Origin of the sequence: Flavobacterium sp. MDT1-60 (assembly GCF_014844035.1) — a bacterium.
GTDB lineage: Bacteria > Bacteroidota > Bacteroidia > Flavobacteriales > Flavobacteriaceae > Flavobacterium.
The window spans coordinates 3,467,347-3,488,843 of sequence record NZ_CP062159.1; the positions used below are offsets into that span (position 1 = coordinate 3,467,347).

At 32.5% G+C, this 21,497-nt stretch carries 21 protein-coding genes; 10 read left to right on the plus strand and 11 right to left on the minus strand.

Annotation, left to right across the window (positions count from 1 at the left end):
* Window position 1: 1 nt before the first annotated feature.
* The 7 genes from IHE43_RS14480 to IHE43_RS14510 all read right to left on the minus strand — a co-directional run bounded on the left by IHE43_RS14480 (window position 2) and on the right by IHE43_RS14510 (window position 7,539).
* A complete protein-coding gene (locus IHE43_RS14480; protein WP_192184545.1) occupies window positions 2-931 on the minus strand; it encodes a UDP-3-O-(3-hydroxymyristoyl)glucosamine N-acyltransferase in 930 nt (309 codons plus the stop codon).
* Window positions 932-1,025: 94 nt separating this feature from the next.
* Window positions 1,026-1,592, minus strand: a complete 567-nt coding sequence (gene efp, locus IHE43_RS14485; RefSeq protein WP_035624093.1) for an elongation factor P — start codon at window positions 1,590-1,592, stop codon at window positions 1,026-1,028.
* A gap of 86 nt (window positions 1,593-1,678) precedes the next feature.
* Entirely contained in the window at window positions 1,679-2,464 is a 786-nt protein-coding gene (lpxA, locus tag IHE43_RS14490; RefSeq protein ID WP_017497513.1) for an acyl-ACP--UDP-N-acetylglucosamine O-acyltransferase, read from the minus strand.
* Window positions 2,465-2,537: 73 nt separating this feature from the next.
* Complete coding sequence (locus IHE43_RS14495; protein ID WP_192184546.1) at window positions 2,538-3,926, minus strand: bifunctional UDP-3-O-[3-hydroxymyristoyl] N-acetylglucosamine deacetylase/3-hydroxyacyl-ACP dehydratase; 1,389 nt, start codon at window positions 3,924-3,926, stop codon at window positions 2,538-2,540.
* Window positions 3,919-4,962 (minus strand): UDP-3-O-(3-hydroxymyristoyl)glucosamine N-acyltransferase, encoded by a 1,044-nt coding sequence (gene lpxD / locus IHE43_RS14500; protein ID WP_192184547.1) that lies wholly within the window; start codon window positions 4,960-4,962, stop codon window positions 3,919-3,921. The genes IHE43_RS14495 and lpxD overlap by 8 nt, the downstream gene beginning before the upstream one ends.
* Before the next feature lie 39 nt (window positions 4,963-5,001).
* On the minus strand, window positions 5,002-6,231 hold the full coding sequence (locus tag IHE43_RS14505) for an HD domain-containing protein (RefSeq protein ID WP_192184548.1): 1,230 nt from the start codon (window positions 6,229-6,231) through the stop codon (window positions 5,002-5,004).
* A gap of 228 nt (window positions 6,232-6,459) precedes the next feature.
* Complete coding sequence (locus tag IHE43_RS14510) at window positions 6,460-7,539, minus strand: acyltransferase (RefSeq protein WP_192184549.1); 1,080 nt, start codon at window positions 7,537-7,539, stop codon at window positions 6,460-6,462.
* Between the two features lie 182 nt (window positions 7,540-7,721).
* Here IHE43_RS14510 and IHE43_RS14515 point away from each other — a divergent pair, with 182 nt between their 5' ends.
* The 5 genes from IHE43_RS14515 to IHE43_RS14535 all read left to right on the plus strand — a co-directional run bounded on the left by IHE43_RS14515 (window position 7,722) and on the right by IHE43_RS14535 (window position 12,049).
* Window positions 7,722-9,275 carry a bifunctional response regulator/alkaline phosphatase family protein gene (locus tag IHE43_RS14515; RefSeq protein ID WP_192184550.1) on the plus strand — a complete coding sequence of 518 codons (1,554 nt, stop codon included), beginning with the start codon at window positions 7,722-7,724 and terminating at the stop codon, window positions 9,273-9,275.
* A gap of 81 nt (window positions 9,276-9,356) precedes the next feature.
* Entirely contained in the window at window positions 9,357-9,764 is a 408-nt protein-coding gene (tsaE, locus tag IHE43_RS14520; RefSeq protein ID WP_192184551.1) for a tRNA (adenosine(37)-N6)-threonylcarbamoyltransferase complex ATPase subunit type 1 TsaE, read from the plus strand.
* Between the two features lie 115 nt (window positions 9,765-9,879).
* Window positions 9,880-10,353 carry a GNAT family N-acetyltransferase gene (locus tag IHE43_RS14525; protein WP_192184552.1) on the plus strand — a complete coding sequence of 158 codons (474 nt, stop codon included), beginning with the start codon at window positions 9,880-9,882 and terminating at the stop codon, window positions 10,351-10,353.
* An 84-nt stretch (window positions 10,354-10,437) separates the two neighbouring features.
* Entirely contained in the window at window positions 10,438-11,637 is a 1,200-nt protein-coding gene (locus tag IHE43_RS14530) for an alanine dehydrogenase (RefSeq protein WP_192184553.1), read from the plus strand.
* 37 nt (window positions 11,638-11,674) lie between these two features.
* Window positions 11,675-12,049: a DUF4258 domain-containing protein gene (locus IHE43_RS14535; RefSeq protein WP_192184554.1), complete on the plus strand. Its 375-nt coding sequence runs from the start codon at window positions 11,675-11,677 to the stop codon at window positions 12,047-12,049.
* 77 nt (window positions 12,050-12,126) lie between these two features.
* On the opposite strand, the gene IHE43_RS14540 is transcribed toward IHE43_RS14535, so the two are convergent.
* Window positions 12,127-12,792 carry a uracil-DNA glycosylase gene (locus IHE43_RS14540; RefSeq protein ID WP_192184555.1) on the minus strand — a complete coding sequence of 222 codons (666 nt, stop codon included), beginning with the start codon at window positions 12,790-12,792 and terminating at the stop codon, window positions 12,127-12,129.
* Between the two features lie 129 nt (window positions 12,793-12,921).
* Here IHE43_RS14540 and IHE43_RS14545 point away from each other — a divergent pair, with 129 nt between their 5' ends.
* Entirely contained in the window at window positions 12,922-15,087 is a 2,166-nt protein-coding gene (locus tag IHE43_RS14545; protein WP_192184556.1) for a DNA mismatch repair protein MutS, read from the plus strand.
* Between the two features lie 260 nt (window positions 15,088-15,347).
* The gene (locus IHE43_RS14550) at window positions 15,348-15,773 is read left to right on the plus strand and encodes a thiol-disulfide oxidoreductase DCC family protein (protein ID WP_192184557.1); all 426 of its coding nucleotides are present in this window, start codon (window positions 15,348-15,350) and stop codon (window positions 15,771-15,773) included.
* Between the two features lie 142 nt (window positions 15,774-15,915).
* Here IHE43_RS14550 and ettA read toward each other — a convergent pair whose 3' ends face one another.
* From ettA to holA, 3 genes are all read right to left on the minus strand, one after another.
* Window positions 15,916-17,607 (minus strand): energy-dependent translational throttle protein EttA, encoded by a 1,692-nt coding sequence (ettA, locus tag IHE43_RS14555; protein WP_056191419.1) that lies wholly within the window; start codon window positions 17,605-17,607, stop codon window positions 15,916-15,918.
* 68 nt (window positions 17,608-17,675) lie between these two features.
* Window positions 17,676-17,852 (minus strand): CAL67264 family membrane protein, encoded by a 177-nt coding sequence (locus tag IHE43_RS14560; RefSeq protein WP_089069631.1) that lies wholly within the window; start codon window positions 17,850-17,852, stop codon window positions 17,676-17,678.
* Between the two features lie 72 nt (window positions 17,853-17,924).
* Window positions 17,925-18,929 carry a DNA polymerase III subunit delta gene (gene holA / locus IHE43_RS14565; RefSeq protein ID WP_192184558.1) on the minus strand — a complete coding sequence of 335 codons (1,005 nt, stop codon included), beginning with the start codon at window positions 18,927-18,929 and terminating at the stop codon, window positions 17,925-17,927.
* A 95-nt stretch (window positions 18,930-19,024) separates the two neighbouring features.
* Here holA and IHE43_RS14570 point away from each other — a divergent pair, with 95 nt between their 5' ends.
* Genes IHE43_RS14570 through IHE43_RS14580 form a run of 3 tightly spaced genes read left to right on the plus strand, consistent with a single transcriptional unit; the run spans window position 19,025 to window position 21,384 of the window.
* On the plus strand, window positions 19,025-19,477 hold the full coding sequence (locus IHE43_RS14570) for a type I restriction enzyme HsdR N-terminal domain-containing protein (protein WP_192184559.1): 453 nt from the start codon (window positions 19,025-19,027) through the stop codon (window positions 19,475-19,477).
* Window positions 19,478-19,496: 19 nt separating this feature from the next.
* On the plus strand, window positions 19,497-20,516 hold the full coding sequence (locus IHE43_RS14575) for a glycosyltransferase family 2 protein (RefSeq protein ID WP_192184560.1): 1,020 nt from the start codon (window positions 19,497-19,499) through the stop codon (window positions 20,514-20,516).
* A 34-nt stretch (window positions 20,517-20,550) separates the two neighbouring features.
* Window positions 20,551-21,384 carry an OmpA family protein gene (locus IHE43_RS14580; RefSeq protein ID WP_056191429.1) on the plus strand — a complete coding sequence of 278 codons (834 nt, stop codon included), beginning with the start codon at window positions 20,551-20,553 and terminating at the stop codon, window positions 21,382-21,384.
* The last annotated feature ends 113 nt before the right edge of the window (window positions 21,385-21,497 follow it).

A 21,497-nucleotide genomic window follows, 5' to 3' on the forward strand; every position in this document is an offset into this window, starting at 1 on the left:
ATTACTTCAATTTATTTAGAATTTCAGGAATTTTTTTGATATTAGCTAATTGTTTTAACTTTTCTCGTGATTCTTCGATTGGTGTACCAAAATAAGATTTTCCACCTTCAACTGATTTAGTAACTCCGGTTTGTCCCATAATAACAGCCTTCGCTCCTATTGTGATACCGCTTGTTGTACCAACCTGTCCCCAAATAGTTACTTCGTCTTCAATAATAACACAACCAGCAATACCCGTTTGTGATGCTATCAAACATTTTTTTCCTATAACAGTATCATGCCCAATATGAACCTGATTGTCAATTTTTGTTCCTTCTTTAATTGTTGTATCTCCAGTAACGCCTTTATCAATGGTACAAAGCGCACCAATTCCAACATTATCTTCAATAACAACTCTTCCTCCTGAAATTAACTGATCGAAACCGTCTGGACGTTTTTTATAATAAAAAGCATCAGCGCCTAAAATTGATCCTGCGTGAATAATTACATTGTCTCCAATTACAGTATGATCGTAAATAGTAACATTGGGATGAATTAAGCAGTTTTTTCCAATTGTCACGTTGTTTCCAACAAAAGTATTAGGCTGAATTACCGTTCCTTCCCCAATATTTGCAGAAAGTGCTATAGATACATTTGTTGCCTGAAAAGGTCTAAAATGTTTGGTTAGGGTATTAAAATCTCTAAAGGGATCATCAGAAATCAAAAGTGCTTTACCTTCCGGGCAATCTACTTTTTTATTAATTAAAACAATCGTCGCTGCAGATTGTAAAGCTTTGTCATAATATTTAGGATGGTCGACAAAAACTATATCTCCCGGCTCAACAACATGTATTTCGTTCATGCCTAAAACTGGGAAGTTTTGGTCACCAATAAATTCGCAATTAAGCAAATTTGCAATTTCTTGTAAAGAATGAATCTTTGGAAATTTCATATTTTTAATTAGTTTTTAGTCTCAGTTTTCAGTCTCAGTTTTCAATCTATCAACAAACTGCTAACTGCGACTGAAAACTAAAAACTTATAAAAACTACTCTTTTACACGCTCCATGTAAGAACCTGAAGCAGTATCAATTTTAATTTTATCACCTTCATTAATAAACAAAGGAACGTTTACTGTTGCTCCAGTTTCTACTGTAGCAGATTTTGTTGCATTTGTAGCAGTATTTCCTTTTACTCCCGGCTCTGCGTAAGTAACTTCAAGAATTACAGAAGACGGCATATCTACTGATAAAGGTAAATCAGTTTCAGTATTTACCTGAACCATTACACTCGTTCCTTCTTTCAATAATCCCGGAGCATCTAAAATATTTTTGTTCAAAGAAATTTGCTCAAAAGACTCTGTATTCATAAAATGAAATTCATCTCCTTCAGCATACAAAAACTGATAATTATGCGTCTCTACACGCACATCGTCTATCTTATGTCCTGCAGAAAATGTATTATCTAATACTCTTCCTGTAGTTAAACTTCTTAATTTTGTTCTTACGAAAGCGGGACCTTTCCCTGGTTTTACGTGAAGAAATTCGACTATTTTATAAATATCGTGATTGAATTTAATACACAATCCGTTTCTAATATCTGATGTAGATGCCATTTTACTTTGTTTTATTTAATATTTTGTTGAATCGTTAAATCGTTTATTTGTTTATCGATTAAACAAATAAACGATTTAACATTTATCTAATAATTTCCTGAATAACCTTTCATGATTCCTCTTGATGAATTTCTGATAAAATCTAAAATTTCATCTCTCTCAGGAGTAGCTTCCATTTCTGCTTCAATAATACTTAAAGCCTGAGTTGTATTGTAATTTTTTTGGTATAAAATTCTGTAAATTTCCTGAATTTCCCGGATTTTTTCTGTGCTAAAACCTCTTCTTCTTAAACCAACTGAATTGATTCCAACATAAGATAGTGGCTCTTTTGCAGCTTTTGTATAAGGCGGAACATCTTTTCTTACCAAAGATCCACCAGAAATCATTGCATGGTCTCCAATATGAATAAATTGGTGAATTGCCGCCAAACCTCCAATTACAGCATGGTTTCCAACCACTACGTGACCAGCCAGAGCAACTCCGTTTACAATAATTGCATTGTTCCCTATTTCGCAATCATGTGCAATATGCGCATAAGCCATAACTAAACAATTATTTCCAAGAATGGTTTGACCTGAAGCAACTGTACCTCTGTTGATTGTAACACATTCTCTAATGGTACAATTATCTCCAATGATTGCAAGAGAATCTTCTCCCCCAAATTTTAAATCTTGTGGTACCGCAGAAATTACTGCTCCAGGAAAAATATTACAATTTTTACCAATTCGAGCGCCTTCCATAATGGTCACATTTGAACCAATCCAGGTACCATCACCAATAATAACATTATTGTGAATTGTTGTAAAAGGTTCTATTACAACATTTTTAGCGATTTTAGCGCCAGGATGAACATATGCTAATGGTTGATTCATCTGTAAGTTTTATATTTTAAATTAAAATAATCTAATTTGGGCAACAAACGTAAACAATAAAATTGATTTAATATTATTGTTTTCTTGCAATTTGAGCCATTAATTCTGCCTCGGTCACTAATTTTCCGTTTGCATAAGCATTTGCCTGCATATGGCAGATTCCTCTTCTGATAGGAGAAATCAATTCGCATTTGAAAATTAACGTATCACCTGGCAATACTTTATGTTTAAATTTAACATTATCTATTTTCATAAAATAAGTTAAATAATTTTCAGGATCCGGAACTGTGCTTAAAACCAAAATCCCTCCTGTCTGCGCCATTGCTTCAACGATTAAAACTCCTGGCATAACTGGTGCTTCCGGAAAATGTCCTACGAAGAAATTTTCATTCATAGTAACATTTTTCATTCCCACAACATGATTGTCAGACATTTCTATAATCCTGTCAATTAATAAAAATGGAGGTCTGTGTGGTAAAACAGCCATAATTTTATGAATATCCATCAAAGGCTCTTGATTCAGATCGTACACTGGAACATGATTTCTTTGCTCGATTTTAATGATTTTTGCTAATTTTTTGGCAAACTGTGTATTTACGTAGTGACCTGGTTTGTTTGCAATGATTTTTCCCTGAATTCTTACACCAATTAAAGCCAAATCTCCAACAACATCTAACAATTTGTGACGAGCAGCTTCATTTGGATAATGCAACGTAAGGTTATCTAAAACCCCATTTGGTTTTACAGAAATTTTATCTTTACCAAAGGCTTTCTTTAAATTTTCCATTGTAGAATCAGAGATCTCTTTATCAACATACACAATGGCGTTGTTTAAATCTCCTCCTTTAATTAGTCCGTTTTCTAATAAAGATTCTAATTCATGTAAAAAACTAAAAGTTCTTGAATTAGCAATTTCATGTTTAAAATCGGCTATACTTTTCATCGTTGCATTTTGTGTACCTAATACTTTAGTACCAAAATCAACCATTGCAGTAACTTGATAATCATCGCTTGGCATTACCAGAATCTCGCTTCCAGTAGCTTCATCAGTAAACGAAATCACTTCTTTTACTACATAAACGTTACGTTTAGCGTCTTGTTCTTCAATTCCTGCTTTTTCTATCGCTTCAACAAAATATTTCGAAGAACCGTCCATAATAGGAAGTTCTGAAGCATTTAATTCTATGATAACATTATCCAACTCACAACCAACCAATGCAGCCAGTACGTGTTCCGGAGTTTGAATTTTTACACCTAATTTTTCTAAATTGGTACCTCTTTGGGTATTAACAACATAATTAGCATCAGCCTCAATGACTGGTTGACCTTGCAAATCTACTCTTACAAAAGTGAAACCATTATTAATTGGAGCAGGTTTAAAAGTCATTGTAACTTCTTTTCCAGTATGTAGTCCAACTCCTGTTAGTGAAATTTCATTCTTGATGGTCTTCTGTTTAACCATTATTTCCATTTTTTGGGTTTATTATTTGTTTTTTTAATTCTTCCACTTCAGCAACAATTTTAGGCAGATTTTTAAAATGAACATATGATTTATTAAAATCACCATATCCAAGCGATGGAGATCCTTGTAAAACTTCATCATCCTTGATGTTTCTTGCTACTCCTGATTGAGCCTGAAGCCTAACATTATTTCCTATAACTAAGTGTCCTGCGATACCAACTTGCCCGCCAATCATACAGTTTTCACCAATTTTTGTAGAACCCGCAACGCCTGATTGAGCAGCTATTACAGTATTTTTACCAATTTCTACATTATGGGCAATCTGAATCTGATTGTCTAATTTAACTCCTTTTCTAATAATAGTAGAACCAAGAGTCGCTCTGTCAATTGTAGTATTAGCACCAATATCTACATTGTCTTCTATAATTACATTACCAATTTGAGGCACTTTACTATATACACCTTCTTCATCTGGTACAAAACCAAAACCATCTGCGCCTATAATAGTTCCTGAATGAATAGTACAATTGTTTCCAATTACCGTTTCTGAATATATTTTAGCTCCAGCAAAAATATACACATTGTCACCAATAACAACATTATCACCAATAAAACTATTTGGATAAATTTTTACATTATCACCTAAAACCACATTTTGTCCTATATAGCTAAAACTTCCTAAATATAAATTTTCTCCATATTTAGTTCCTTCAGAGATGAAAGACTGCGTTTCGATTCCGGTTTTATTCAATTTTACCTGATTGTAAAACTGCAAAAGTTTAGAAAAAGAGGCGTAAGCATCTTCTACTTTTATTAAGGTTGTAGTGATTTCCTGTTCTGGTATAAAGCTGTCATTTACAATTGTTACTGACGCTTTTGTAGTATATATGTAATTGATATATTTGGGATTAGCCAAAAAAGTAAGTGATCCTTCCTCGCCTTCTTCAATTTTAGACAGCCGAGAAACTTCTGCATTGGGATTTCCAACAACTTCTCCTTCTAAAATTCCTGCTATTTGTTCTGCTGTAAATTTCATTGCGACAAAAATATAAAAAATAGATTTTAAATGTTAATTTTAGATAAGTTGTTTTGGAAAACAGATGTAATATTTTGTCACCAATTTAGATAACGATTTCAAATTCAACTGATCAGATGCTTCTACAACATCTTCAATTGTTTTATCTTTTTTCAAAATTCGTATCGGTTCAGCTTCTTTACTATATGCCTGGTTTTTAATTTTTCCTCTAAAAATAAAATAACCTGCTTCTAATTGCGAAATATGATGCTCTTCGGCAAATTCTTCTTTCATCGATTGCGATTCTTCCATCGGAATTTTTTCGGCACTTAGTTTAATCTTTAACAAGTCTCTGTTAATGATCATTTTACTTAAGGTAGAAAGTATAAAATCATCTTGTTTTTGCCACGCTTTTAAAGCACTTATAATATCAAAATCATCTAATTGAGAGAATAAATCTAATTTTTCGGCATCAAAATCTTCTAAAGCTACTTTATTCTGCATAAAAAACAACAGTGGTTCGCTGCAAGGTAAAGAAACGCCTTTTAAGGTTAGTTCTTTTGCTCTTTTCAATACTTTCATTAAAATTAATTCGGCCACCAAACTTGTTTTATGCAAATAAGCCTGCCAATACATTAATCTTCTGGAAAGCAGGAATTTTTCAACAGAATAAATTCCTTTTTCTTCAATTACCAAAACGCCGTCAACCACATTCATCATTTGAATCAATCGTTCTGAATTAACATTTCCTTCTGCAACTCCGGTGTAAAAACTATCACGTTTTAAGTAATCCATTCGATCCATATCTAATTGACTTGAAATCAATTGCAACATGAACTTTCTATGATACTCACCTTTAAAAACCTGAATGGCTAAGCTCAATCTTCCGTTAAATTCTTCATTTAGCTGATTCATGAATAACAATGAGATAGCTTCATGATTCACATCTTCGACTATACTTTTTTCCATTGCATGCGAAAAAGGACCGTGCCCAATATCATGTAATAAAATAGCTATCAGTAAAGCGCATTCTTCTTCCTGAGAAATAGCAACTCCTTTAAAACGAAGAGTTTCTACCGCTTTCTGCATCAAATGCATGCATCCTAAAGCATGATGGAAACGTGTATGATTAGCACCCGGATAAACCAAATACGACAATCCCATTTGCGAAATACGGCGTAAACGCTGAAAATACGGGTGTTGAATTAAATCGTAAATAAGTTCGTTCGGGATTGAAATAAACCCATAAATGGGGTCATTAAATATTTTTAACTTGTTGATATGAGTCACTATTTGGTTATTTTTTGGTCAACAAATATAAGTAATTTAGATTTTAAAATTAGAAAGATTTAGAATACAGTCAGAAACCTTTTTTACGGAAGGTATTTTTTTCTATTTTATAAAATCCTGAAAAATATCTTACAAAAGAAATACAATTTTCTATCACAAAACCATTTTTATGCAAAAATTTCTTTCGAACAATTACTTTTTAACTAACTCCTACAATTTGTTTCAAAATTAAACATTCTTTCTTCTGTCAGTCAGGTATTTTCGAACCGGAATGTCGTAAAAGATCATTACTAAATAAGCAAATCCAACTAAAAGAATAGTTCCTGCAATAATAATAAAAGCCAGCTGGTTTGTTTCTGGTTTATACTTTGTATAAAAATTCAAAAACATCCAAATCACCATATAATGAGTCATATATAAAGGATAAGAAATTTTCCCGGAAAAGACACATACCTTTCTAAATCCTTGTGTTAGTGTGGCTCCGGCTCCCAATACAATTAATAAAGGAAAATACAACAACACAATTAAAAGTTCTATAAGCCAGTTCCAGTCAGAAAAAGGCATTAACAACGAGAACAAAAACAGTATTGATAAACCTGCAAAACCCAGTTTTGATTTGATAATCCAATTCGATTTGTAAATCAACATTCCAGCCAAAAATGAATACGAAATACGGGCACAGCCATCCCAAAAACTAGCATCACCCCATCCGCCCATCAGGGAACCTCCAGCACGATAACTAACAAAACAAATTCCAACAGCTGTTAGAATCGTTAATAGAAATAACCAACGACGGCTTAGCTTATAAAGAAATAAAACATAAAAAATATTTGCAACATATTCCCAAAATAAAGACCAGGCAGGAGCATTTAAGCCGAAAAGGTTAAAGGAGCGTTCTGCCATTACCGGAAAAGGAATTAAAAGAATAGAAGTCAAAAATATCAAAATAACTCTTCCTGCTTCGTAAGTTTCTGATTGAACGCTAAAAGGATCAAAAATGAAAGCCAGTAAACCTAATACCGAACCAAAAACCACCAAAGGATGTAATCTGATAAGTCTTGATTTAAAGAATTCAAGAATTCCCATTTTTTCAACGCGGTCATTATACGCGTAAGCAATAACGAATCCGGATAAACAAAAGAAAAAATCAACCGCTAAAAAACCATGGGCGAAGAAATTTTCTTTGGGGACATAAACCATTTCCATAAAATGAAAAAGCACAACTACCAAAGCAGCTATGCCTCTTAACCCGTCTAAAATCTCAAAATGTTGTTTCGGCTTTAAAACTGCAGCATCGATGTTTATCATGTTTTTTATTCTTAAAAAAATTATTCTTCCTACTTTTACGAAAATATAAAAAAACAAATTCCAATTGCTAACTACCTAATTGTTTTAATCTAAAAACAGTATTTATTATTCTGAATTTTATACTATTTTTAATACTTTTTAAGTTCTATACTTCTAAATTGCATAAAAATTAAAATACGTTTATGGACAAGATAAAAATACTTTGGGTCGACGATGAAATCGATCTTTTAAAGCCACATATATTATTTTTAGAGAAAAAAAACTATGCTGTAACTACTTGTAACAACGGTTTAGATGCTATTGCTTTGTTTGAAGAAGACAATTTTGATATTGTTTTTTTGGATGAAAATATGCCGGGAATGAGCGGTTTGGAAACGCTTTCGGAAATGAAAGAAAAAAAATCGGCCATTCCGATGATCATGATTACTAAGAGTGAAGAAGAATATATAATGGAAGAAGCGATTGGTTCTAAAATCGCTGATTATTTGATAAAACCGGTAAATCCTAATCAGATTTTATTGAGTTTGAAGAAGAATCTGGATCATTCAAGATTGATTTCTGAAAAAACGACATTAGATTACCAGAAGGAATTTCGTAAAATTTCAATGGAATTAGCAATGGTTAATTCTTTTGAAGACTGGGTTGAATTGTATAAAAAATTGATTTTCTGGGAATTAGAATTAGAGAATATCAACGATCAGGGGATGATTGAAATCCTTGAATCTCAAAAGGTTGAAGCGAATTCTCAATTTGGAAAATTTATCGAAAGAAATTACGAAGACTGGTTTGCTCCAAAAGCAGATAAGCCAATTCAATCTCACAACTTATTTAAGGAGTTAGTGGTTCCGGAAATTAAGAAAAAAGACAAACCAATCTTATTTGTTGTCATTGACAATTTGCGTTACGATCAGTGGAAATCTTTTGAAACCGTGGTTTCTAACTATTATAAATTAGAAAAAGAAGTTCCTTATTTCTCGATTCTTCCAACAGCTACTCAATATGCCAGAAATTCAATTTTCTCTGGATTATTACCTATCGAAATGGAAAAACAATTTCCACAGTATTGGAAAAATGATGTTGAAGACGGCGGAAAAAATCTTTACGAAGCCGAATTTCTTTCTGCTCAGTTAAAACGTTTAGGATTAAACATTAAAGAAGATTATTTTAAAATAACGAATTACGCAGGCGGAAAAAAACTGGCTGAGAACTTCAAAGCTTTAAAGGGAAATGATTTAGTTACAGTTGTCTATAATTTTGTAGACATGCTATCGCACGCCAAAACCGAAATGGAAGTTGTAAAAGAACTTGCATCTGATGATAAGGCTTATCGTTCATTGACTTTAAGTTGGTTTAAAAATTCTCCTCTATTAGAAATTATCCAACAAGCACAACTTTTAGGTTTCAAATTAATTCTGACCACAGATCACGGAACAATTAATGTAAAAAACCCATCGAAAGTGGTTGGAGATAAAAATACAAGCTTAAATTTGCGTTACAAAACCGGTCGTAGTTTAACTTACGAGCAAAAAGATGTGTACGTTGTAAAAGAACCAAAAGATATTGGTTTACCAGCTATAAATATGAGTAGTTCGTTTATTTTTGCTAAAAATGATTTCTTTTTAGCCTACGTAAACAACTATAATCATTATGTTAGTTATTACAGAAATACCTATCAACATGGCGGAATTTCATTAGAAGAAATGATTATTCCGTTTTTGGTTTTTAATCCGAAATAAAAAGAGTTTTCAGTCGCAGTTTTCAGTTTTTAGCTGAGACTGAAAACCGCGACTGAGACTATTATAAAAATAAATACAACAATGAATATCGTTTTTTCATTAGATCAAATTCAGGAAGTAGCGGAGCAAATTACAGCTTCAAATCCAAAAAAAATCATTCTTTTCAATGGCGAAATGGGTGTCGGAAAAACTACTTTAATCAAAGAATTATGCAAAAGTTTAGGAGTTCAGGATGCCACAAGCAGCCCAACTTTTTCTTTAGTTAATGAATACTACACTTCTAACAATCAAATCGTTTATCATTTTGATTTCTACCGGTTAAACAAAGAAACCGAAGCGCTTGATATGGGTGTTGATGATTATTTATATTCCGGAAATTGGTGTTTTATTGAATGGTCTGAAAAAATTGCCAGTTTAATTCCGGAACAACATTCTACTGTTACGATTGAGTTATTGGCAGATGGAAAAAGAAGCTTAGAGCTAGTTTAAAATTCCACAGAGATTCGTGAAGTTTTTTCACAGAGAAACACAAAGAATATTTAAAAAAAACTTTGTGAAACTTTGTGAAATCTCCGCGAATCTCTGTGAAACAACAAAAATTAAAATGAATGCCCAAAATACAGTAGAAATAATCCCTTTTTCACCGGATTTAAAAGAACACATCAAAATCTTAAACATAGAATGGCTTCAAAAGTATTTTAGAGTTGAGGAAAAAGATGAATTGGTACTTTCAAATCCGCAGGAAGAAATTATCGATAAAGGCGGAATGATTTTTTACGCTAAATATAATGATGAAATCCTTGGAACAGTTTCTTTAATGAAAATTGATGATGATACTTTCGAACTAAGTAAAATGGCCGTTTCAGACAAAGCACAAGGTCTCGGAATTGGAAATAAACTACTGGTTCATAGCATATCTGTTGCCGAAGAATACAACATTAAAAAACTGCTTTTATATTCAAACAGAATCTTGCTTCCTGCTCTTCATTTATATGAAAAATTTGGTTTTGTTGAAGTTCCTTTAGGAAATGTCAGTTATGAAAGAGCCGATATAAAAATGGAAAAAACAATCTCTTAATATAGACTTTGAGTATTAGCAGAATATTTGCACTAATTTTAAAACTTTTTACGTAATTTGTACTCTTAATTTTTTGCACAACCCATGTCAATTACCTTAACTCCATTTACGAAACAACAATTGTTACCACAAGAAGAAAAACTTGAAGTGGGCCGATTTAAAAGAGAACTTTTCATAGGAATACCTAAAGAAACGAGTTATCAGGAACGTCGTATTTGCCTTACGCCAGACGCTGTTAATTCTCTTACTTATGAAGGTCATCGTGTAATGATTGAATCTGGTGCCGGAGAGAGTTCAAGTTATTCTGACAAGGAATATAGTGATGCAGGTGCAGAAGTGACAAAAGACACCAAAAAGGTTTTTGGCTGCCCGATGTTACTTAAAGTTGAACCGCCAACTTTGACTGAAATTAAAATGATTAATCCTGAAACGATTATCATTTCTGCTATTCAGTTAAAGACAAAAAAGAAAGAATATTTTGAAGCTTTGGCTCAAAAAAAAATAACTGCATTAGCGTTCGAATATATTAAAGATGAAGACGGGTCTTATCCTGCGGTAAAATCTTTAAGTGAAATTGCCGGAACCGCTTCCATCCTGATAGCTGCCGAATTAATGATTACAGATGAATTTGGAAAAGGATTATTATTCGGAAATATTACCGGTGTCCCTCCTACCGAAGTTGTGATTTTAGGCGCTGGAACTGTAGGCGAATTTGCCGCTAAAACTGCCATTGGACTTGGCGCAAATGTGAAAGTTTTTGATAATTCGATTACTAAATTACGTCGTTTGCAAAATAATTTAAACCAAAGAATTTTTACATCAACAGTACAGCAAAAAGCTTTATTAAAAGCGTTAAGACGTTGTGATGTTGCAATCGGTGCTATGCGAGGTAAAGAACGCTGCCCGATTGTCGTTACAGAAACTATGGTGGAACATATGAAAAAAGGTGCTGTAATTGTCGATGTTAGTATTGATACCGGAGGGTGTTTTGAAACTTCAGAAGTCACAACACACGAAAAACCGACTTTCATTAAAAGCAATGTTCTTCATTATTGCGTACCAAATATACCGTCAAGATATTCTAAAACTGCTTCATTATCAATAAGTAACATACTAACTCCATATTTACTTCAGATAGCAGATGATGGTGGTCTGGAAAACTCTATCAGATGCAATAAAGGCCTCAAAAACGGAATTTATTTATACCACGGAATCCTAACAAATAAAGCAATTGGCGAATGGTTTGATTTGCCTGATAACGATATTAATTTACTTGTATTTTAAAGGAACTTTAATGTACCTTTGCCAAAAAAATTATTTCATGAAGTTCGTACATCGTTTTGCTTATTATTTGATTGGTTTGATTATGGGATGCTTTTTTGTAGCCCTTGTTTTTAGTGGAAAAGATACACGTTGCAACTACTTCCCGAACGCCAGAGTTTTAAATAATTTACGCACAAAACCTTTTCAATATTCTGATAAAGCAATCCAGACTTTGAATGAAAAATGGGTTGATACTACAGATATAAAAAATACATTAACTTACGGAGATGTAGATTTTGACCAAAGTAATGTTCCGTTCAAAAAAGGAAAATTATATATCATTGAAGGAAAAACAGTTAAAAACCAAGAAATTATTTTAAAAGTAATCAACTTCGAAAATAAAGCGATTTTAGACGAGATTATTAAGAAATAAAAAAAGTCAACAACACGAATTTCACAGATTATCACTAATTAATAATTTGTGATAATCTGTGAAATTCGTGTTTATTATTACCACTCTATTTCTTTAAGTCCTTTTGATTTTAAAAAATCATTTGTTTGGCTAAAATGTTTATTTCCAAACCAAAATCCTCTGTTAGCACTTAAAGGAGAAGGATGTCCGGATTTTAGAATATGATGTTTTGAAGCATCTATTAATGCAGCTTTCTTTTGAGCAAAACCTCCCCAAAGTAAAAAAACTACATTTTCTTTTTCAGCAGAAATCTGCTTAATAACAGCATCAGTAAATTTCTCCCACCCTTTTCCCTGATGACTTCCTGCCTCAGCTTGTCGGACTGTTAAAGTTGCATTTAAAAGAAAAACACCCTGATCTGCCCAACGTTCGAGATTACCAGTTTTAGGCATCGGCTTATTTAAATCTGTTTCAATTTCTTTGAAAATATTTTGAAGAGATGGAGGAAAAGGAATTCCGTCATTAACTGAAAAACACAAGCCATTTGCCTGATTTGGACCATGATAAGGATCTTGACCTATAATAACCACTTTTACCTGCTCAAAATGACAATGGTCAAAGGCTGAAAAAATCTGACTCCCTTTTGGATAACAAACCTTAGTTACATACTCAGATTTTACAAAAGCAATTAATTCGTTGAAATAAGATTTCTCAAATTCATTGCTTAAAACTGGTTTCCAGGAAGAATGCATTTTTATGTCCATAGTTTTTTATGCGAATTTCAGGAATTTTTAAGTAAAATCATATTTAAAGCAATAAAATTTAGATCTGAACTTTCTCAAATTCAATGATACTATTTTCGTACTTTTGCATTACTTTATTAAAGGAATTAAATGATCTGTATTACCGAAAAAACATTACAAGACTTACAATTTCCAACGGTGCTCGAAACCATTTCAGCAGGCTGTAACACAGATATTGGAAAAGAAAAAGCTTTACAAATAACACCATTCAGAGATAAAGAAACTTTGATGCAGGCTTTATTGCAGACATCAGAGTATGTTTCCTCATTTCAAAATAATAACGCCATTCCAAACCACGGATTTGACGCCATAACGCACGAAATCAAATTCTTAGCCATTGAAGATAGCTTCCTGGAAGTAGGTAGTTTTAGAAAAATTGCTACTCTTTCATCAACATCGAATTTCTTGCTGAATTTCCTTAAAAAATTTGATGATTATTATCCTAACCTAAATGCAAGAGCTTCAAGAGTTGAATATACTAAAGATATTGTCACACTAATCGATGCCATTGTAGACAAATATGGCGAAATAAAAGACAATGCTTCTCCAGCTTTATTGAGCATTCGCCAGAATATGAATATTGTTCGTGGTAAAGTAAACCAAAGTTTTGGAGTTGCTCTTTCTCATAATAATAGCCTTGGTTATTTAGATGATATTAAAGAAAGTTTTGTTCAAAATCGTCGAGTATTGGCCGTTTTAGCCATGTACCGTCGTAAAGTAAAAGGTTCAATTTTAGGAAGTTCCAAAACGGGAAGTATTGCGTACATCGAACCGGAAGCTACTTTACAATATTCAAGAGAATTAGCGAATCTCGAATATGAGGAAAAAGAAGAAATCACCAGAATTCTAAAACAATTATCGAATCAGATTCGTCCCTATTTGCCTTTATTAATTGAATATCAGGATTTTTTAAGTGATATTGATGTCGTTGCCGGAAAAGCAAAATATGCAAACAGAATCAACGGAATCTTACCAACAATTACTGAAGAAAGAAGATTGTTTTTCAGAGAAGCCTATCATCCGATTTTGTATTTGAATAACAAACAAAAAAACGAAATTACGCATCCGCAAACTATTGAATTAAAACAAGATAACCGAATTATTGTAATTTCGGGACCGAATGCGGGCGGAAAAACCATTTCGCTTAAAACAGTTGGCTTATTGCAATTGATGTTACAATCTGGGATGCTGATTCCGGTTCACGAGCGTAGTGAAACTTTTTTGTTTGATAGAATTTTAACTGACATTGGAGACAACCAATCTATTGAAAATCACTTAAGTACTTATAGTTATCGATTAAAAAACATGAATTATTTCCTGAAAAAGTGCAACAAGAAAACCATGTTTTTAATTGATGAATTTGGTACAGGTTCTGATCCGGAATTAGGTGGAGCTTTGGCTGAAATTTTCCTGGAAGAATTCTACCATCGTGAAGCATTCGGAATTATTACCACGCATTATTCAAACTTGAAAATTTTGGCTAACGAATTGCCTTTTGCTACAAATGCAAATATGATGTTTGATGAAAAGTCATTGGAACCAATGTATAAACTAGCTTTAGGACAAGCTGGAAGTTCTTTTACTTTTGAGGTTGCACTTAAAAATGGTATTCCTTTTGGATTGATCAATCGTGCCAAAAAGAAAATTGAAGTTGGTAAAGTACGTTTTGATAAAACCATTGCAACCCTTCAGAAAGAAAGATCTAAGCTTGAAAAAACTTCTATAAATTTAAAAGAAGAAGAAACCCGAGCGCGTGAGGAAAGCAAGAAGATGGAAAACATCAATGTAAAAATTAAACAAAAACTGGAAAGCTATCAGGAATTATATGACAGCAATCAAAAGACTATTTACATTGGTCAGAAAATCGAAGATATCTCAGAAAAATATTTCAACAACAAAAATAAAAAAGAACTTATCGGAGAATTTTTGAAAATTATTGAAATTGAAAATTCAAAACGTAAAAAAGCAACTCCAAAAGAAGCCAAAGCCATAATCGAAAAGAAAAAGGAAGTTATTGCAGAAGTTTCTGTTCAGGTGGAAGAAATCCGACAAGAGAAAAAAGAGAAGAAACTTAAGCCTATTGTAGAAAAACCAAAACCTATTTTGAAAGTTGGTGATCGTGTAAGAATGTTAGACGGAAGATCAGTTGGAAGTATTGATTCAATAGAAAAAAATAAAGCAACAGTGAATTACGGAATATTTACTTCTAAAGTAAGTTTGGATGAATTGGAATTTGTTGAGGCTGGGAAGAAATAAGTTTTCAGTCGCAGTGACAGTTTTCAGATCTGAAATTATGATGAAAAATCTTCAGAATTAAAATAAAGCGATTTAATGAAATATCTTTAAAAATATGAGAAAGAAGATTTGCAATTTTTTAAAATGGCTTAAAATAAATTTATGAAAGGCATTTTTGATTTGTAAAATTTATTACAAATAAAATTTCAATAGATAAATCAAATAATTAAAAACTAATGAATTTTCAACACTAAAACAAAAAACTTGAAACTTTAATAGTAATGACCGACTTTCCATCAAATAAAAAAATTATCCTCTTTGACGGTGTTTGCAATTTATGCAATAGCGCCGTTCAGTTTGTCATCAAACATGATAAAAAAGATATTTTTCGATTTGTGGCTTTGCAATCAGAATTGGGAAATGAAATTTGCAAATACATTGGCGTTGATCAGACTAAAACTGACAGCATTATTTTATACAATCCTGGCGTTGCCTATTATTATAAATCTACTGCAGCTATAGAAATTGCAGAACAACTGGGAGGAATTTATAGTCTAATATCTATTTTTAAAATTTTCCCTGAGAAACTCAGAAATTATATTTACGATTATATTGCTAAAAACAGATACAAATGGTATGGCAAAAAAGAAAGCTGTATGATTCCAACGCAGGAATTAAAGGCTAAGTTTTTAAATTCCAATATATAAATTCCAAATTCCAACTTTTGAGGAAATATTATTATTCGTCGTACGGAATGATATAGAATGAGAATAAACAAAAAAATCCCAAATTCAAATCTATTACAATTTAGAATTTGGGATTTTAAAAATTGAAAATTACTTTAGAATATTATCTAATTAACTTTCTGTATTTCAAACGTTTTGGAGTTAAATCACCACCTAAACGTTTCTTTTTGTTTTCTTCATATTCAGAGAAACCTCCTTCGAAATAGTAAACTTCAGAATCTCCTTCAAAAGCCAGAATGTGTGTACAAATTCTGTCTAAGAACCATCTGTCGTGCGAAATAATAACGGCACAACCAGCAAAATTTTCTAGACCTTCCTCAAGTGCACGAAGTGTATTTACATCTAAATCATTCGTAGGCTCATCCAGTAAAAGCACGTTTCCTTCTTCTTTCAATGTCATTGCTAAATGCAAACGATTACGCTCACCACCAGAAAGCATTGAAACTTTCTTATTTTGCTCGCCTCCACCAAAGTTAAAACGTGATAAATAGGCTCTTGAATTTACTTGCTTTCCGCCCATCATAATCAATTCCTGACCATCTGCAAAGTTTTCCCAGATCGATTTATTTGGATCAATATTAGAGTGAGATTGATCTACATAGGCAATTTTTACAGTTTCTCCTACTGAAAATTCTCCACTATCAGTTTTTTGCTCACCCATAATCATTTTGAAAATGGTTGATTTACCAGCACCGTTTGGCCCGATAATCCCAACAATTCCAGCTTGTGGCAAAGTGAAATTCAAATTATCATACAATAATTTATCACCAAAAGCTTTTGCAACATTCTTAGCTTCGATAACATTGGTTCCTAAACGTGGGCCGTTCGGGATATAGATTTCCAGATTTTCATCCAGTTGTTTTTGATCTTCGTTTAATAATTTATCGTAGTTCTGTAAACGTGCCTTTTGTTTGGTTTGACGACCTTTTGCTCCTTGACGAACCCAGTCCAACTCACGTTCTAACGTTTTTCTACGTTTCGAAGCTACTTTTTCTTCTTGCGCCATACGAGTTGATTTTTGATCTAACCAGGAAGAATAATTCCCTTTCCACGGAATACCTTCTCCTCTATCCAACTCTAAAATCCAACCGGCAACATTATCAAGGAAATATCTATCGTGCGTTACAGCAATTACGGTTCCGGCGTATTGCGCTAAATGTTGCTCTAACCAAAGTACAGATTCAGCATCTAAGTGGTTGGTTGGCTCATCAAGCAACAATACATCTGGTTGTTGCAACAACAAACGACATAAAGCAACACGACGACGCTCACCACCTGAAAGGTTTTTAATTGGCGTATCTCCTTCAGGAGTACGCAAAGCATCCATTGCAATTTCAAGTTTAGTATCTATTTCCCACGCACCAAGAGCATCAATTTTGTCTTGCAAAGCAGCCTGACGATCCATTAACTTATCCATTTTATCCTGATCTTCGTAGTTTTCAGGAAGACCAAATAAATCGTTAATTTGATTGTATTCTTCTAAAACTGCCATTGTTTCAGCAGCTCCTTCACGAACAATTTCTATAACTGTTTTTGAATCATCAAGAATTGGTTCCTGCTCTAAATAACCTACAGTATAACCTGGTTGAAAAACAACATCACCCTGATAATTTTTATCTACTCCGGCAATAATTTTCAAAAGAGAAGATTTTCCAGAACCATTAAGACCCAAAATACCAATTTTTGCTCCGTAAAAGAAACTCAAATAAATGTTCTTAAGTACTGGTTTGTCTGCTCCCTGATAGGTTTTACTCAATTTTTGCATCGAGAAAATTACTTTCTTATCGTCTGACATTTTTTATGTTTTTATTTTAATTAATTATTTTCTATTGACTTTTAATATTGTTATTGCAATTAATTTTGCTAAACTCTTCCTTTCAATGCATTAAAAACCCAGGCATTAGCAAAAAATCCAACACCAACGGCTACAAATCCCCACCCTGATACTTCGCTGTATCTAAAAGCGCCAAGACCAATAAGCAACAATCCCATAAGTATCATTATAAAAGTAGCCCATCCTAAAACGGTATTTTTATTCATTCCCATAATTGTAATAATTATTTTTTAATGTGATTTATTTTTAGAAGTGCAAATATCGTGAATTTTCACGGCTTAATTAAATATTTTATACAGCATTTCTTTAAGCAAATCTGATTGTGGTAAAGCATTTGCGCCAACACCTTTGCTTTTAACATCGACATCACGCAAAGCGCCAACAATCTGACTCACTTTTCGCATTGGGTAATTTTTTATAGCCAAATCATATTCCTTTAAAAAATACGGATTTACGCCAATTGCCGAAGCCACATTTTTTGGGTTTTTATCTTTTAAGCCATGATACTTTAATAGTTGTACAAAAAATCCAAAAACCAATCCGGTCGTCATTACCAATGGATATTCTTTAGGATTATGAGCGAAATTCTCTGCAATCTTATATGCCTTCAACTGATTACGCTCGCCAATCGCTTTTCGAAGTTCAAAAACATTATAATCTTTGCTAAAACCAATATTTTCCTCGATATGTTGCGGTGTAATTACAGTCCCTTGCGGTAAAATAATTTGCAGTTTTTCTAATTCATTATTTATCTTACTCAAATCGGTTCCTAAGAACTCTACCAGCATAGCATTTGCTTTAGGGTCAATGGTATATTTTTTTCCGGCAAGAATTCGCTTTATCCAATCACCTACCTGATTTTCATACAATTTTTTACTCTCGTAAATGATTCCATTTTGTGCTAATAATTTGGTTACTTTTTTTCGTTTATCAAGTGTTTTGTATTTATAACAAAAAACCAAAACTGTCGTTTCCATTGGATTATTTACGTACGATTCAATTTTATCTATTGTTCTGGATAAATCTTGTGCCTCTTTCACAATAACAACCTGACGGTCAGCCATCATAGGATAGCGCTTGGCCGTTGAAACAATATCTTCAACAGAAACATCTCTCCCGTACAAAACTGTTTGATTGAATCCTTTCTCTTCTTCAGAGAGTACATTCTGCTCAATATATTCCGATAATTTATCAATGTAATAAGGCTCTTCCCCCATTAAAAAATAAATCGGTTTTATATTTCCAGCCTTGATATCATTAACAATTTTTACAACTTCATCCATTCAAATCTTTTATTTCAGGTTTCAAGTTTCAGGTTGGTTTCAATAACTTGAAACTTTAAACTTGAAACCTGAAACTATTTTAATATTTTTGCTTTATGCAACGATTAAATTTTCCAATCTATCCTTTTCGATTCAAAAATAGCGAAAATAAAGTGTCTATTTTTGATGAAATCAGAAAAAAATTTATCATTCTTACTCCAGAAGAATGGGTTCGTCAGCACGTTGTTCATTATTTAATGAATGAGAAAAAATATCCCAAATCACTCATAAACGTAGAGAAAGTTTTAACAGTCAATGGCTTACGAAAAAGGTATGATGTTGTAGTATTCAATTCTGATGGCTCTATACATATATTAGTAGAATGCAAAGCGCCAGAAGTGAAAATATCACAGGCAACTTTTGACCAAATTGCCCGTTACAATATGACAATGCAGGCACGGTTTTTGAAAGTCACAAACGGTCTGAATCATTTTTATTGTCAGATGGATTTTGAAAACGAAAAATATGAGTTTTTAAAATCATTACCGGATTACAAGGAAATTTATTAAATTATAACATCAAATACTTTTGGATAAAATAGCAGTTGTCATTTTAAATTGGAATGGAAAAAAATTGCTTGAGCAGTTTTTACCTTCAGTTCTTCAATTTTCAGCAGAAGCTACTATATATGTAGCCGATAATGCTTCTACAGACGATTCCATACATTTCGTCAAACAAAATTTTCCATCTATAAAAATTATCCAAAATAATGGCAATCATGGTTTTGCAAAAGGCTATAATGATGCTTTAAAGGAGGTAAATGCCGAAATATATGCTTTGGTCAATTCGGATATTGAAGTGACAGAAAATTGGCTTAAACCAATACTCGAAACTTTTGATACTGAAAAACAAACTGCTATTATTCAGCCTAAAATTCTTGATTTTAAAAACAAGGAATATTTTGAATATGCAGGCGCTGCAGGTGGATTTATTGATAAATATGGTTTTCCTTATTGTAGAGGACGTATTTTTGATACCATTGAAAAAGATAATGGGCAGTATGATGATAACTGTGAATTATTCTGGGCTTCCGGAGCCTGTTTCTTTATCCGGAAAGAAGTATATGATGAATTGAAAGGTTTTGATGAAAGCTTTTTTGCACATCAGGAAGAAATTGATTTATGCTGGCGTGCTGCAAACGAAGGACATATTATTAAGTACAACTCAAAATCAATAGTTTATCATGTTGGAGGTGCAACATTACAACAAGGAAATCCGAAAAAGACATTTTTAAATTTTAGGAATTCATTGTTAATGCTTGTAAAAAATCTGCCTAAAAAAGGGTTGTTTTTTAGGATTTTCTTCCGAATGATTTTGGATGGAATCGCTGGCATCCGTTTTCTTACACAAGGAAAATTCAGCCATACTTTAGCAATTTTAAAGGCACATTTTTCTTTTTATTGTATATCTTTAAAATATCTTCGGGAAAGAAAAGATTTTCAAATACAGCAATACTATACCGTAAAAAGTATCGTTTACCTATATTACATTAAGAGATTGACTGTATTTAAAGAAATCTTTAACAGTAATCAAAATATTAAAAACTAAATTTGTAATCAACGTTTAATTAAATAAAATACCTATGAGAAAAATAGTTATCGCACTATCAGTATTAATGGCCTTAACTTCGTGTGTATCAAAAAAGCAATACGCAGCATTAGAAGCTAAGAACAAAGAGACACAAGATTTATTAAACTCCTGCACAGTTAAATTAAATTCTTGTTTAGAAGAAAAAGCAGGATTAGCAGCTACAGCTGAAAGTTATAAAGCACACAATCAAGACTTAATAAACAGTTCTAAAGATTTAACTGTATTAACTACTAAAGGAGCTGAAAACCTTGAAAAATCTTTAGAGAGTTTAAAAGAAAAAGATTTAAAAATCTCTAGACTTCAGGATGCCTTAACTAAAAAAGACAGTGTGACATTAGCATTAGTTACAAGTTTAAAAGGTGCTGTTGGAATCAACGATCCGGATATCGAAATCAATGTTGAAAAAGGAGTTGTATTTATTTCTATCGCAGATAAATTATTATTTAAAAGTGGTAGCTATGAAGTAAGTGATAAAGCAAAATCTGTTTTAGCAAAAGTTGCAAAAGTAGTTAACGACAAACCAGATTTTGAGTGTATGGTTGAAGGTCATACTGATGATGTTCCATACAAAAGCAATGGTATAATTCTAGACAACTGGGATTTAAGTGTTAAACGTTCTACTTCTATTGTACGTGTATTAACAAATGATCTTGGAGTTAACCCTGCAAAATTAATTGCTGCTGGTAGAAGTTCATATGTACCTTTAGTTGCAAATGATAGCGCTGAAAACAAAGCACGTAACAGAAGAACTCGTATCGTTGTTATGCCAAAAATCGATCAATTCTATGATATGATTGAAAAAGAAATGAAAAAACAAGCTAAATAATTAGCTTAAACATTTTTATAAATACAAAAAGCAGGTCTAGTGACCTGCTTTTTTTGTATTCTTAATCCTTTTAATACGGCAATTAATGCGAATCAAGAACAACATTATTTTTA

What these genes read in the sequence shown, in the direction of transcription:
- IHE43_RS14580 (WP_056191429.1), top strand. Translation starts at nt 20,551, where the DNA reads ATGAGAAAAATAGTTATCGCACTATCAGTATTAATGGCCTTAACTTCG.
- IHE43_RS14530 (WP_192184553.1), top strand. Translation starts at nt 10,438, where the DNA reads ATGTCAATTACCTTAACTCCATTTACGAAACAACAATTGTTACCACAA.
- IHE43_RS14545 (WP_192184556.1), top strand. Translation starts at nt 12,922, where the DNA reads ATGATCTGTATTACCGAAAAAACATTACAAGACTTACAATTTCCAACG.
- IHE43_RS14535 (WP_192184554.1), top strand. Translation starts at nt 11,675, where the DNA reads ATGAAGTTCGTACATCGTTTTGCTTATTATTTGATTGGTTTGATTATG.
- IHE43_RS14515 (WP_192184550.1), top strand. Translation starts at nt 7,722, where the DNA reads ATGGACAAGATAAAAATACTTTGGGTCGACGATGAAATCGATCTTTTA.
- IHE43_RS14570 (WP_192184559.1), top strand. Translation starts at nt 19,025, where the DNA reads ATGCAACGATTAAATTTTCCAATCTATCCTTTTCGATTCAAAAATAGC.
- holA (WP_192184558.1), bottom strand. Translation starts at nt 18,929, where the DNA reads ATGGATGAAGTTGTAAAAATTGTTAATGATATCAAGGCTGGAAATATA.
- lpxA (WP_017497513.1), bottom strand. Translation starts at nt 2,464, where the DNA reads ATGAATCAACCATTAGCATATGTTCATCCTGGCGCTAAAATCGCTAAA.
- IHE43_RS14480 (WP_192184545.1), bottom strand. Translation starts at nt 931, where the DNA reads ATGAAATTTCCAAAGATTCATTCTTTACAAGAAATTGCAAATTTGCTT.
- IHE43_RS14560 (WP_089069631.1), bottom strand. Translation starts at nt 17,852, where the DNA reads ATGAATAAAAATACCGTTTTAGGATGGGCTACTTTTATAATGATACTT.
- IHE43_RS14550 (WP_192184557.1), top strand. Translation starts at nt 15,348, where the DNA reads ATGACCGACTTTCCATCAAATAAAAAAATTATCCTCTTTGACGGTGTT.
- IHE43_RS14510 (WP_192184549.1), bottom strand. Translation starts at nt 7,539, where the DNA reads ATGATAAACATCGATGCTGCAGTTTTAAAGCCGAAACAACATTTTGAG.
- ettA (WP_056191419.1), bottom strand. Translation starts at nt 17,607, where the DNA reads ATGTCAGACGATAAGAAAGTAATTTTCTCGATGCAAAAATTGAGTAAA.
- tsaE (WP_192184551.1), top strand. Translation starts at nt 9,357, where the DNA reads ATGAATATCGTTTTTTCATTAGATCAAATTCAGGAAGTAGCGGAGCAA.
- IHE43_RS14540 (WP_192184555.1), bottom strand. Translation starts at nt 12,792, where the DNA reads ATGGACATAAAAATGCATTCTTCCTGGAAACCAGTTTTAAGCAATGAA.
- efp (WP_035624093.1), bottom strand. Translation starts at nt 1,592, where the DNA reads ATGGCATCTACATCAGATATTAGAAACGGATTGTGTATTAAATTCAAT.
- IHE43_RS14525 (WP_192184552.1), top strand. Translation starts at nt 9,880, where the DNA reads ATGAATGCCCAAAATACAGTAGAAATAATCCCTTTTTCACCGGATTTA.
- lpxD (WP_192184547.1), bottom strand. Translation starts at nt 4,962, where the DNA reads ATGAAATTTACAGCAGAACAAATAGCAGGAATTTTAGAAGGAGAAGTT.
- IHE43_RS14495 (WP_192184546.1), bottom strand. Translation starts at nt 3,926, where the DNA reads ATGGTTAAACAGAAGACCATCAAGAATGAAATTTCACTAACAGGAGTT.